Origin of the sequence: Streptomyces sp. WMMB 322 (genome assembly GCF_900090145.1) — a bacterium.
Lineage (GTDB): Bacteria > Actinomycetota > Actinomycetes > Streptomycetales > Streptomycetaceae > Streptomyces.
The window spans coordinates 126,051-138,630 of record NZ_FMHI01000015.1 but is presented as its reverse complement, the minus strand read 5'-3'; the positions used below and the strand labels follow the sequence as shown (position 1 = coordinate 138,630).

The 12,580-nt window shown below is 70.4% G+C and carries 11 protein-coding genes; 6 read left to right on the top strand and 5 right to left on the bottom strand.

Going from position 1 to position 12,580, the window contains the following annotated elements; genetic code table 11:
• Nucleotides 1-133: 133 nt before the first annotated feature.
• Complete coding sequence (locus tag H180DRAFT_RS21830) at nt 134-922, top strand: VOC family protein (RefSeq protein ID WP_055487804.1); 789 nt, start codon at nt 134-136, stop codon at nt 920-922.
• Nucleotides 923-949: 27 nt separating this feature from the next.
• Here H180DRAFT_RS21830 and H180DRAFT_RS21825 read toward each other — a convergent pair whose 3' ends face one another.
• The 4 genes from H180DRAFT_RS21825 to H180DRAFT_RS21810 form a co-directional block, all read right to left on the bottom strand.
• On the bottom strand, nt 950-1,762 hold the full coding sequence (locus tag H180DRAFT_RS21825; RefSeq protein ID WP_055487846.1) for an ABC transporter permease: 813 nt from the start codon (nt 1,760-1,762) through the stop codon (nt 950-952).
• Nucleotides 1,763-1,815: 53 nt separating this feature from the next.
• On the bottom strand, nt 1,816-2,703 hold the full coding sequence (locus H180DRAFT_RS21820) for an ABC transporter permease (protein WP_055487803.1): 888 nt from the start codon (nt 2,701-2,703) through the stop codon (nt 1,816-1,818).
• Nucleotides 2,704-2,714: 11 nt separating this feature from the next.
• Entirely contained in the window at nt 2,715-3,911 is a 1,197-nt protein-coding gene (locus H180DRAFT_RS21815) for an ABC transporter substrate-binding protein (RefSeq protein ID WP_055487802.1), read from the bottom strand.
• Between the two features lie 106 nt (nt 3,912-4,017).
• Nucleotides 4,018-5,058, bottom strand: coding sequence for an ABC transporter ATP-binding protein (locus H180DRAFT_RS21810; protein ID WP_055487801.1), 1,041 nt, complete (start codon nt 5,056-5,058; stop codon nt 4,018-4,020).
• Nucleotides 5,059-5,181: 123 nt separating this feature from the next.
• On the opposite strand from H180DRAFT_RS21810, the gene H180DRAFT_RS21805 reads away from it, so the two are divergent.
• The 4 genes from H180DRAFT_RS21805 (at nt 5,182) to H180DRAFT_RS21790 (ending at nt 8,508) form a co-directional block, all read left to right on the top strand.
• Complete coding sequence (locus H180DRAFT_RS21805) at nt 5,182-6,018, top strand: FadR/GntR family transcriptional regulator (RefSeq protein ID WP_079100308.1); 837 nt, start codon at nt 5,182-5,184, stop codon at nt 6,016-6,018.
• A gap of 28 nt (nt 6,019-6,046) precedes the next feature.
• Entirely contained in the window at nt 6,047-6,814 is a 768-nt protein-coding gene (locus H180DRAFT_RS21800; protein ID WP_079100296.1) for a PDC sensor domain-containing protein, read from the top strand.
• A 117-nt stretch (nt 6,815-6,931) separates the two neighbouring features.
• Nucleotides 6,932-7,696 (top strand): ArsR/SmtB family transcription factor, encoded by a 765-nt coding sequence (locus H180DRAFT_RS21795; protein WP_055487799.1) that lies wholly within the window; start codon nt 6,932-6,934, stop codon nt 7,694-7,696.
• Nucleotides 7,693-8,508: an isocitrate lyase/PEP mutase family protein gene (locus tag H180DRAFT_RS21790; protein ID WP_055487798.1), complete on the top strand. Its 816-nt coding sequence runs from the start codon at nt 7,693-7,695 to the stop codon at nt 8,506-8,508. Before H180DRAFT_RS21795 ends, H180DRAFT_RS21790 begins: the two co-directional genes overlap by 4 nt.
• Before the next feature lie 31 nt (nt 8,509-8,539).
• On the opposite strand, the gene bla is transcribed toward H180DRAFT_RS21790, so the two are convergent.
• Nucleotides 8,540-9,469: a class A beta-lactamase gene (bla, locus tag H180DRAFT_RS21785; protein WP_055487797.1), complete on the bottom strand. Its 930-nt coding sequence runs from the start codon at nt 9,467-9,469 to the stop codon at nt 8,540-8,542.
• Nucleotides 9,470-9,744: 275 nt separating this feature from the next.
• On the opposite strand from bla, the gene H180DRAFT_RS21780 reads away from it, so the two are divergent.
• Complete coding sequence (locus H180DRAFT_RS21780; protein WP_055487796.1) at nt 9,745-12,441, top strand: type 1 periplasmic-binding domain-containing protein; 2,697 nt, start codon at nt 9,745-9,747, stop codon at nt 12,439-12,441.
• The last annotated feature ends 139 nt before the right edge of the window (nt 12,442-12,580 follow it).

Below are 12,580 nucleotides of genomic sequence, written 5' to 3'. Positions count from 1 at the left end.
CCCGTCCGCGCCCCCGTGCAGGCGGTCACGCCCGGCCCTACTTCGTTTGGCACAGGCAACCGCCGCTGCTGTTGCCGGTTGCCCGCCGTCCGCTTTGACTCGAATGTGCGGACGCCGTACGGAGGTGGCACTGATGCTCTCGTCCCGAAGCCTGTTCCGGGAGATTCTGGAGAACGACCGTTCCTTCCAGCTCTTCTGCTCCATCGCTGCCAGCGGGGAGGCACAGGGAGGCTGGGAGAACACCCGGATCGCGGCCCTTGTGCCGGAGAGCCTGCGCGATCTCGCCCCGAAGATCACCAAGCACGGCGCGGACGAGGACAAGCACGGCCGCATCTTCAAGGCCCTGCTGAAGAAGCGCGGTCTCGAACCCGTCCCCGTGCCGGCGGAAACCGACTACACGATGCTGCTGGAGCGGCGCGGCATCGGCCTGATGCACGAGAAGCTGCGGCGCGACGAGCAGCTCACCGAGAACGACGTCATCGTCTATCTCTCGCACAGCAGGGTCACCGAGCAGCGCGCCTCCGACCAGATGGCGATGCTGCTCGACAGTTGCGGCGACGACCCCGAGACCGGCCGCGCCATCAGGATGATCAGCAACGACGAGGACAACCATCTGGCCTACTGCCACGAGGAGTTGCTGCGGCTGGCGGCCAAGGGCCACGAGGGGACCATCCGCCGCAGTCTGCGGCAGTGCGCCCGCGCCGAGATCGTCGTCCACCGCGAGGTCTCCCTCGCCGTGATGTCCCACATGGGGCGGTTGCTGGACTGGCCCGCCGTCAAGACCGCGTCACTCGCCGCCGGCATCCACGGCATGTACCAGTTCGAACGGTTCGGCGGCTGGCGGCGGATGGCCAACCTGACCATGCCGGAGAGGCTGGACGCACTCGGCGAGCACTCGCCGACCACCGCCCCGGTGATGTGATGCTCCGGTCCGTGCGGCCGACGTGCTTCAGATCCGGCCGCCGGCCGTGTCGGACGACATCCGCTGTGCGATGTAGATCGGGATGACGGAGAGCAGCACGAGGACCGCCGCGACCACGTTCACCACCGGTGCCTGCTGCGGGCGTGCCATGTTGGAGAAGATCCAGATGGGGAGCGTCTGGGTGTTCGGGCCCGCGGTGAAGGTCGTCACGATGATCTCGTCGAAGGAGAGCGCGAAGGCGAGCATGCCGCCCGCGACCAGGGCCGAACGCACGAGCGGAAAGGTGACGTCGGCGAAGGCGCGGAAGGTGTTCGCGCCCAGGTCCATGGCCGCTTCCTCGTAGCTGCCGGACGTCCGCCGAAGCCGGGCGATCATGTTGTTGTAGACGACCACGACACAGAACGTGGCGTGGCCGACGATGACGGTGAAGAGGCCGAGCCCGATGCCGAGGGGCTCCAGGACCGTGCGGAACGCGGTGTTGAGCGCGACACCGGTGACGATGCCCGGCAGCGCGATCGGCAGCACGACGACGAAGGAGAGCGCCTCGCGGCCGAAGAACCTGAAGCGCTGGATGGCGAACGCGATGAGCGTGCCGAGGACGAGTGCGGCGACCGTCGCACCCGCTCCTGCCTTGAGCGAGGTGACCAGGGCGTGCCGTGCACCCGCGCTGCCCCACGCGTCCGCCCACCAGTGGAGGGTGATGCCGGGCGGCGGCCAGCTCGAACTGCGGTCCGGGTTGAGCGAGTTGATCAGGACGAGAAAGAGCGGGACGTAGATGACCGCGAAGCCGGCCGCCGCGGCGACGCCCAGCGTGATCCGTGCGGGCCGGGAGAGTTTCATCGTCGTTGCCTTCGCGTCGTCGGGGCCGCCGGCCACTGCGCCGGCGGGTGCGGTCAGAGGCTGCTCAAGGCGCCGGTGCGGCGCACCGCGAGCAGGTAGAACACGATGATCACCACGGGGACGGTGCCCAGCGCCGCGGCCAGCGGCAGATCCAGGGTGATGTTGGAGTAGATGAGGTTGCCGATCAGCTGGGTCTTGCCGCCCACGATCTGCACGGCGATGTAGTCGCCGAGGCTGAGGGAGAAGGTGAAGACGGATCCGGCGGCGACCGACGGCAGCAGGAGCGGCATCACCACGGAGCGGAAGGTGCGGCCCGTGCGCGCGCCCAGGTCGGAGGAGGCGTCGAGGAGGTTGCCGGGGATCTGCTCCAGCCCGGTGTGGATCGGCAGGATCATGTACGGCAGCCACAGGTACGTCAGGACGAGGATCGTGGCGATCAGCCCGAACCCCGGGCCGTCGAGGCCGAACGGCGCGAGCAGCCAGTCCAGCAGACCGCCCTCGGCGAGGATGAGCCGCCACGCGTACGCCTTGACCAGGTAACTGGCCCACAGCGGCGTGAGGATGGCGACGACGAGCAGCGGCCTCCAGCGGGGGGAGGCGATGCGTGCGGTGAAGAAGGCCACGGGGAAGGCGATCACCACGCAGATGACGGTGACCGCGAGGGCGACGCCCACGCTGCGCAGGGCGACCTGCCGGTAGACGTCCGCGGTGAGCAGGGTCGTGAAGTTGTCCAGGGACCAGACCTTCACCACGTTCGAGGTGAAGGTGTCCGTGGTCCAGAACGCTGACATGAACAGCGCGGTGAGCGAGCCGAGGTAGGCGAGGATCAGCCACGTCAGCGGCGCGGTCAGCAGCAGGGACAGTTGCAGCCGGGGACGGCGGTGAAGGGTCCCGGCTAGCCGCCGGGCGGTGTGCCCGGCGGCCGGCTCGGTTTTGCTCATCGGTGTCGGTCCTAGTCCTTGATCTCGGTCCAGGCCTGGACCCACTTGGCGTACGGCACGCACTTGGCGTCCTTGCGGCCGTCGAGGCACTGCTGGGTCGGCGTGGTCCAGAAGTGGACCTTCTTCCAGTAGTCCTCGTCCTCGGCGTGGAACGTGCGGCAGTGGTTCTTGTCCGCCGTCAGCTTGCACGCCTTCTCGTTGGACGGCGCCTCACCGAAGTACTCGGCGACCTGGGCGTTTGCCTCCGGCGAGATGATGTGGTCCAGCCACTTGTAGGCGCAGTTGGGGTGCTTGGCCTTCGAGGAGACCATCCAGGTGTCGGACCAGCCGGTCGAACCCTCCTTGGGCAGTACCGCCTTGACCGGCGCCTTCTCGTCCTGCGCGGTGTTGACGATGACCTGCCACGAGGTGCCGACCACGGAGTCGCCGCTCTTGAAGGCGGAGATCTCCTTGAGGTAGTCGCTCCAGTACTCGCCGATGTTGGCGTTCTGCTTCTTCAGCAGGTCCACCGAGGCGTCGAACTGCTTCTGGTCCAGGGAGTAGGGGTTCTTGATGCCGAGGGAGGGCTTGTGCTTCATCAGGTACAGAGCCGCGTCCGCGATGTAGATCGGGGAGTCGTACGCGGTGACCTTGCCCTTGTGCTCACCGGCCTTGTCGAAGACGGCGGACCAGGAGTCGGGGGCGGGCTTGACCTTCTCCGTGTTGTACATGAGGAGGTTGGCGCCGCGGCCGTGCGGGATGCCGTAGGCCTTCCCGTCGACGGAGTTGAAGTCCTGGTTCTTCAGGCCCTTGAAGACGTCCTTGTAGTTGGGCACCAGCTCGGTGTTGACGGGCTCGGCGTCGCCGGAGGCGATCAGGCGCAGTGAGGCGTCGCCCGAGGCCGAGACGGCGTCGTACTGCCCGGTCTTCATGAGGCTGACCATCTCGTCGGACGAGGCGGCCGTCTTGGTGTTGACCTTGCAGCCGGTCTTCTTCTCGAAGGGGGTTACCCAGTCGACCTTCGGGTCGTTGCTGCCGTCCTCAGCGTAGCCGGCCCACGCGATGAGGTTCACCGAGTTCTCCGCCTTGCCGATCTTCTTCTGGGGCTTGAGGTCCGGCGGGTCGACGGCACCCGACGAGGACGAGGAGGAGCCGGAGGAGCCGCAGGCGGTGGCCAGGAGCAACGCACCTGCCGCGGCGAGGGTTTTGAGGGTCGGGGACTTGCGCACAGAGATCTCCACAGTAGGAGGGGCGGCGAATCGTAGGTGCGGAGGTGGGGGTCGGTTGGGGACGGGGACAAGCAGGGAGAGGGAGTGGGAGAGGCGCGGGCGTTGCTCAGGGCGCCTGTTCCACCTGGAAGTTGTGCCTGTGGTGCCACTGGAGCCTCACCCGTGAGCCGCGGTACGCGGCGACGTCCTCGGAGGAGGCCTCCAGGTTCTGCTGGACGGCGGTCAGCCGTCCTCCGGCGTCGAGGTCGACCAGGAAGCGCGTGGTGTCTCCCAGGTAGACGACCTCGGCGACGGAGCCTTCGGCGGCGGTGTGTTCCGGTTCGTTTGCACCGGTCGCCGGTTCCTTGAGCACCCGGATCTTCTCCGGGCGCACGCTGAACGTGCCGGGCTTGCCCACGACCTGCTCTGCGGTCTCGCCGCTCAGCAGGTTGGAGGTGCCGACGAAGCCCGCGACGAAGGGAGTCGCGGGGCGTTCGTAGATCTCGGCGGGCGTTCCGGTCTGCTCGATGCGGCCGTCCCGGAAGACGGCCATCCGGTCGCTCATCGTCAGCGCCTCGTCCTGGTCGTGGGTGACGAAGACGAAGGTGATGCCGACTTCCCGCTGGATCTCCTTGAGTTCGATCTGCATCTGCTCCCGCAGCTTGAGATCGAGGGCGCCCAGCGGCTCGTCGAGCAGCAGCACCCGCGGACGGCCGACGAGTGCGCGGGCGAGGGCGACGCGCTGCCGCTGCCCCCCTGAGAGCTGGGAGGGGCGGCGATCGCCGAACCCCGCGAGGCGGACGCTCTCGAGGGCGTCGGCGGCCCGGCGCAGCCGCTCGGCCCTGGGCACCTTCTGCACCTTCAGGCCGTAGGCGACGTTCTGCTCGACGGACATGTGCGGGAAGAGGGCGTAGTCCTGGAAGACGGTGTGCACGTCACGCTCGAAGGGCGCGAGCCGCGTGACGTCCTTCCCGTCGAGTTCGACGGTTCCGCTGGTGGGCGTCTCGAAGCCCGCTATCAGGCGGAGCACGGTCGTCTTCCCCGACCCCGAGGGCCCGAGCATCGAGAAGAACTCACCGTCCGATATGGCCAGTTCGACGCCTGCGACGGCCTCGGTACGGCCGAAGGCCTTGCGCAGGCTCCGCAGCCGGATGGCATTCCCCTCCATCAACGGGAACCTTTCTGATGCTGTGGTCGTTGGCCGGTAAATATATGAAGTCATAGTTCAACCTTCAAGACCACTCCGAGCCCTCTTCAGGTAAAACTTGAGCCAACTGACAAGGTGGTGGCCGTGAAGAGAGACCAGGACGGCGCCCGAAGAACGGTCTTCACGCCCATCGGGACACAAGCCCGCGTCGAGGCCGTCGTGCGGCGCCTCGGTGACGCGATCGAACTCGGCCTGCTCGCCGACGGCGAGCAGCTGCCCGGCGAGCAGGAACTCGCGGCGCAACTCGGCGTCTCGACGGTCACCTTGCGCGAAGCACTCATGGCGCTGCGGCAGCGCGGGCTGGTCACCACGCGCAGGGGACGCGGCGGCGGCAGCTTCGTCACCGTCCCCGAAGGGCCCGTCGGGGAACGGCTGCTGGCCCATCTGGGCAGCTGGAGCCTCGAGGAGCTGCGCGAACTCGGTGACTACTGGACGGCCGTCTCCGGTGCCGCCGCCCGCCTGGCCGCACAGCGCACCGCCCCGGACGACCTGCGTCAACTACACCGTTCCGTCGCGGAGTTGGAGGCCGCCACGGACGCGCCCGCGCGCAGCCGCCTCTACTTCCGCTTCCACGTCGAGCTGGCCGCCGCGGCCCAGTCGGCACGGCTGACGAGGGAACTGGTGGGCGTCCACTCCGAGGCGGGCGCGCTGCTCTGCCTCGTCCTCGCGGAGGAAAGGCACCTCAAAGACGTCTGCGATCGTCATCGTGCCGTGATCTGTGCGGTGCAGGATGATGCGGCGGAGCAAGCAAGAGCCCTTGTAGAGGAGTGCGTTCAGGTCTCCATGGGGCGCCTGGTCGAACTCCGCCTCGGTACCTCCGGCCCGGCCGGCGGCCCGCAGACCAAGGAGGGCAACCGTGGGCAGCAGTCCTCGTCCAAGTCACCGATCCGGACCCGCAAAGGGCGGAACACGCCTCGTTGACGACCCCGCGGCAGCCGCGGCGTCGGGCGTGCGTGACGCGCTGGAGTGCGTCTTCGACGCCGTGAACGAGACCCGCAGGGACACCCTGGCGCTCCTCGCCGACGCCGCCGCCGAGCACAGACGGCCCGCGACCACCGACCTGGCGGGCCTCCGTCCCGGGCTGAAGAAGCGGCTCGCCCGGCTCACGCTGGTCTCCGGCGCAGGCTTCGTGGCCGCACCGGGGCTGCTCGCCGACGCCGAGGCGTGGCTGGAGTGGTGGCAGACGGGACCGGGCGGCGATGTGCGTCCGCTGCTGCTGGACCTCGACCCCCGGCACTCGGCGTACTCGGACTACACCCACTGGGAGTGGTACGCGCTGGCCCGTGACACCGGGCGACGCGCGGTCGCCGGACCGTACGTGGACTACCTGTGCTCCGACGAGTACAGCCTGACCCTCTCGGTGCCGGTGACCCTCGACGGCCGTTTCAGCGGAGTGGCCGCGGCCGACGTCTACCTCCCCGACTTCGAGGCGGTCGTCATGCCCGTGCTCCAGCGGCTGCCGGGGCCCGCCTGCCTGGTCAACTCCCGCGGCCGCGTGGCGGTCTCGACGTACGCGCACCAGCTGGCGGGATCGCTGCTCAAGGGGCCGGACTTCACCGCGGTGCCCCTCATGCCTCCGGGCCCCGTGGACGGCGACGGCGCGGCCGGGGAAAGCGGCGGACCACGGCCCGGCGAGCCCGTCCCCCACATCCAGAACGGGCTGGCGCTGCGTGCCTGCGGAGACATCCCGCTCATACTGGTGACCGACGAGGATTGACGGGGCGGAGTGCACGTGCCCCGGGCCCGCCCCGGGGCAGCGTGGCCGGCCGGGCGGGTGGGCACACCCGTCGACACTTCGGCGCCCGCCGAAGTGTCGACGGAGCATCATGGCCGTATGGAACCGGACGCAGGACCCTCCCGACCCGACCGGAGCGGACAGCGGCTCGCCGGACTGGCCGGGCTGCTCGCCGACCCCACGCGTGCCTCCGTCTGCCTGGCGCTGCAGGACGGGCGTGCGTGGACCGCCGGTGAACTGGCGAGGGCCGCCGGTGTCACGGCGGCGACGGTCAGCGCACACCTGGACAAGCTCGTCGCGGGCGGGCTGCTGGAGGAGGTGCGGCAGGGCCGGCACCGGTACGTGCGCATCGCCGGGGCGGGGATCTCGCAGCTCATCGAGGACCTGACAGCGCACGCCGGGCCCCCTCCCGCCCCGCGCGGGCTGAGCGCCGCGTCGGCCGGTGCGGCGATGGCACGGGCCAGGACCTGTTACGACCACCTGGCGGGCGCTCTGGGCGTCGCTGTCACCGACGCGCTGCTGGCACGGGGGCTGCTCCAGCAGTCGACGGGCTTCTCCGTGACGGACGAGGGTCTGGAGTGGTTCGGGAAGCTGGGCATCGACCTGGCCCCGCGCCGCAGCAGCCGCCGGCCCGCCACGGCCCAGGGGGCGGCGCGCTCGTGTCTCGACTGGACGGAACGCAGGCCGCACCTGGCGGGGCGGGCGGGCGCCGCCCTGTGCAGCCGCGCGCTGGAGGAGGGCTGGTGCGAACGCATCGGCAGCCGACGGGCGTTGAGGGTGACACGCAAGGGCCAGGACGCGTTCGAGGACCTGCTCGGCCTGCGGGTGGAGGAGATCGGCGTGCGGGTGGAGGCGGCGGCGTGAACCCGGACGAGAAGTACGAGACTTTCCGCGAACTGCATTGCGGGGAGCGTCCTTTGCTGCTGCCCAACGCCTGGGACCACGCCTCGGCCGCCCTCCTGCACAGGTGCGGCTTCCCCGCGATCGGCACCACGAGCCTGGGCGTAGCGGCGGCCGCGGGACTCCCCGACGGGAGCGGCGCCGCACGCGGGCAGACGCTGGCGCTGGGCCGGGGGCTGGCGCGTCTGCCGGTGCCGGTGAGCGTCGACATCGAGGGCGGCTTCAGCGACGACCCGGCCCGAGTCGCGGCGCTGGGGGCGCAGTTGGCGCAGGCGGGCGTGGCAGGCGTGAACGTCGAGGACGGCCTGGCCGACGGCACGCTCGCCGATCCGGCACGTCACGCGGCGAAGGTGTCCGCGCTGAAGGAGGCCGCGCCGGGCCTCTTCGTCAACGCACGCACCGACACGCACTGGCTGGAGGCCGACGCCACGGTCGCCGGGGCCGCACGCAGATGCGCCGCGTACGTCGAAGCGGGCGCCGACGGGGTGTTCGTGCCGGGGCTGGTGGAACGCGACGACATCACCGCGCTGGCCGCGGAGTTGGGGACGACTCCGTTGAACGTCCTGCACTCCCCCGCGCACCTGTCGTACGACGAGCTCGCGGAAACCGGTGTCCGCCGCATCAGCCTGGGCTCGCTGCTCTTCCGTGCGGCGCTCCGGCGGGCCGCCGACCTGGCGCTCTCGGTCGCCGCCCCGGACGGAGGCACCGAGGCCCCCTCCACGGTGCCGGGTTACGGCGAAGTGCAGGGTCTGCACGAGGTCTTCGGACAGCACTGACGGTGCTGCCGGCGGTACGCCGGGCGCGGCGTCAGGTCAGTGCCGGGGCCAGAATCCGGGCGGTCTTCGCGATCAGCGCCCGGTCCGGCTCGGCCCCGGCGGACTTCTTCGTGGTGAGGACGGCCAGGACGACCGGCTCCCGGCCGTGTGCGGTCCAGGCGACACCGACGTCGTTGTGCGTGCCGTACCCGCCCGCGCCGGTCTTCTCCCCCACGCTCCAGCCTTCGGGGAGTCCGGCGCGCAGGCTCTCCTCCCCCGTGGTGTTGCGCTTGAGCCAGTCCGCCAGCCGGCGGCGCCCGGCACCTCCGAGGGTGTCGCCGAGGATCAGGCGCATGTACGTCCGCCCGATGGCCCGCGGCGACGTCGTGTCCTTCACGTTCCCGGGCTCCGCGGAGTTCAGCTCCGTCTCCCAGCGGTCCAGGCGCGTGACCTCGTCCCCGAGGGAGCGGCAGAAGCGGGTCACCGCGGTGGGGCCGCCCAGTTCGCGCAGGAGCAGGTTCGCGGCGGTGTTGTCGCTGTAGCGGACGGCGGCGTCACAGAGCTCCCGGAGGGTCATTCCCCCGGCGAGGTGGGCACGGGTGCCGGTGACCGGCGAGTGCTCCACCAGGTCGGAACGGGAGTAGCGGATCCGTTCGTCGAGAGAGCTGCCGCCGCCCCCGTCACGGGCCTTCATGACCGCCGCCGCCGCGAGGGGCTTGAACGTCGAGCACATGGGGAAGCGCTCGCCGGCGCGGTGGACCACCGTCGTCCCCGTTCCGGTGTTGTGCGCGAACACCCCGAGGCGTGCGTCGTGTTCACGCTCCAGCTTCTTCAGCCGGCGGGTCGTCGCGGCGTCCTGCGACGGGGGGCCGGAGGGCGACGGGGGTTTGTCACCGGCGGAGGAGGTGCATGCGGCCAGCACGCTCCCGGCGCCGGCGGCCAGCAGCGTGCGGCGGGCCGGCCGGAACACGTCCTTGCTCAATTCGGCGCCTCTTCCGTGCCGTTCGGAACCGTCCCTGCCGTCCGGGACCGGTCTCAGTGAAACAGGACATCTCCACGCACCGGCCGGTTCCGGCCACAATCACCGGGAGGGAGGGTGTTCGCCCCGGATCCCTTGCGTGCATCCACGGCCACGGGGAAGATGCGGGCTGGCCGGGGTGACGTCCAACACATCCCGGCGGCAAGCCCATTCGCAATGGCTGAGGGGGCGGGGGCCCGTGGCAGCTCGCGGGAGCCTGCCACGGGGGGAGTTCCGCCATGTCCCAGTCCATCCCACCGCTGACCGGTGTCGACCAGCTGATCGAAAGCCTGGAAGAGCTCATCAAGGTCCCGCCGGGCAGACGGGGGCCGTCGCCCCGGGTGCTGCTCAGCCAGCCGGCCGAGGGCCCGGAGGCAGAACGTCTCGCGGCGGGGCTGTGCAAGCGTCTCCACGTCTCGGGCCGGGCCCTCGTCCCGTACGCGGAAGTGGCCGGCCCGACGCCGGAAGGGCAGCGGGAACGGATCGGCGCCGTCTTCCAGAAGGTGGAGCAGGAACTCAAGCGGAACCGCCCCGCAGGCTCCGGCAAGCTCCGGTTACCTCAATTCGCCCTGATGTGCAGCGTCGTCGAAACAGACCTCGTCGAACGCCAGCCTCCGGTGCGGGCCCGGGAGTTGCGTGACCAGTGCTTCGCCGAGCGCCGCAAGGACTCAGGCTTCCTCAGGGCACTGGAGATGGTCAGCGGGGGCGACCAGCCCCCGGCGACCGGAGGGCCGGCCCTGGCCTGGTACTACCTGCGCCAGCCGGTGCTGAACCTCCTGCCCCGCTGGATCTACGGCCGGATCCAGGAACGTCGCATGGGGCACGGCGGCAGCTGGTACAGCCAGTGGCAGAACCTGCCCAAGAGCACCCGCTTCTTCGAGGACGCCTGCAAACTCGCCGGAGGCGGCACGGAGCCACGAGCCGACCGCACCGCCTGGATGGAGGAGACGACCGGCGCGCTGCTGCGGGCGCTGCTCGCCGATCTGGACGCGGCCTTCCGCCGGCGCTGGTTCTCCCCGTGGCGGCGCAGACGCAGGACCAGGTTCACCGTCGTCCTCCCGCAGACCGACTGGTGCCCGGAGTGGACGGCTCCACTGGTCCGGGACTTCCCCCTCGCAGTCGAGCAGACGGGGAGCACCGGGGTCGTACTGGTCGCCGCCGAGCGCTCCTACGGTGAGCGGCCCCAGCGGAGCCAGAACACGGCCGACGCGGCGGGAACTCTGAAGTCCTGGAGCGCCACGACCGGCGGTGCCGGCGCGCGGGTCGTGCGGGTCGGGCTGGAACCGCAGGACCCCGACCGCGACATCGAGCACTGGCTGGACCGCCACCCGAAGATCGACGTACGGGTCCGCACCGACGCCGCACCGCTGGCGGAGGCGGTGACCGGGACGCTCGTGGTCCTCAGCCTTCTGGCGTGCGCGGGTGCCTACGCCGTGTCCCACGGACCGCACCGCGGCTCCACCGAGTGCCTCGGCTCCACGGCCGCCGCCGGGTCGGCGCCGCCCGAGCACAGCCAGGCGCCTCCCGGCAAGGAGCCGAGGGAGCTGTACGAGGAGACACGGGCGGGCATCGGGAAGGAGAACGAGGAGGCGGAAGAGGCCGGGAAGCGCCCTGACGCGGTTGTCCGAACCGTCGTCTACCTGGGCGTGCCCACAAAGGTCGGTTCCTGGGACGACGCCATGTACAGCGGCGCGATACCGGAGTTGAGGGGCATCGCCCTCGCCCAGGAGAAGCTCAACCACGAGGCGGCCAGGGACAGGGCGAACAAGGTCCTGCTCCGGGTGCGGATCGAGGACGCGGGTGCGAAGTTCCACCGTGGACCCGCCATCGCGAAGCAGATCGCGAAGGAGGTCGATTCCGGGAAGGGCGAGGAGATCGTCGGCGTCGTGGGGCTGGGGCAGAGCCGCCAGACCACCATGGAGACCCGCGACATCCTCGGAGACGCCGGGGTGCCCATGATCGGGACCGTCGCGACGGCGCAGGAGATGCAGCGCCACTCCATGTACCGGCAGGTCGCACCGGACAACGGCCGCGAGGCGCGGATCGCCGCGGACTTCGCACGGCGCGGCAACATCGTGCGTACGGGCCCCGGCACATGTGCGCCTGCCGAGAAGGCCGTTGTGATAGCGGACCCCGGCGACGCGTACAGCGACAATCTCAGCCGCCGGTTCACGCAGGCCTTCGGGGACACCCACACCCTCTGGTACAGCCCGGACGGGAAGTCGCACGGGCCGTCCGCCGAAGGACGCGGCGACGTCGACTGGGTGGGAACGCCCATGGAGATGGCGACGGAGGTGTGCCGCCTGCTGAAGGCGGAAGCCCGCACAGTCGTCTACTGGGCGGCGCGGTCCAACGAGTTCAGCAACTTCCTCGCCGACTTCGACGGCGGAACCGCGTGCAACGGCCGGGTGACGGTGCTGGGCGGGAACGACCTCACCAACTCCGTCGTGGAGAAGCAGCGCCCCAGTCAGAACCACCCCGGCATCCGGCTCTACTACGCCGCACACGCCCTGCCGAAGAGCTATCCGCCCAATCTGCGCGCGGAGACCTTCCGCGCCGACTATGCGGCCAAGTACAAGACGGACCAGTGGAGCAACGACGGCCACGCGCCGTTGTCGTGGGACGCGATGCAGGTGCTCTCCCACGCAGTCGACTCGGCGCGGCAGGACGCCGAGCCGGCGGCGTTCGACCGGGGCACGGTGCAGGCGGCGCTGGTCAACGGGCCGGGCGGTGAGGCAGGGGTGCGGGGAGCCAGCGGGTCGCTGGTCTTCGGCCACCGGGGCGAAGTGCCACGGAACAAGCGGCTGCTCATCCTGCACGAGACCAGGCGGGGCCCGGAGGTGTCCCTGGAGTGCGGGGTGCGGGACAGCGGCGTCGAACAGAAGGCCTGGGGGAAGCACGGAGAGTTCAAGTGCCCGCAGGACGAGGACCAGTGACTGTCCGGCGGGACAGCCCCTGGCTGTGGACCAGTCGTACTTCCCTGATTCGTTGCTCTCCCGCCCGGGCGGGATGCTCGTCGGGGCCTGCATCACGCTGCTCGGAGTGGTCGCTTCCGCCCTCTGGGCCCGGAGACGA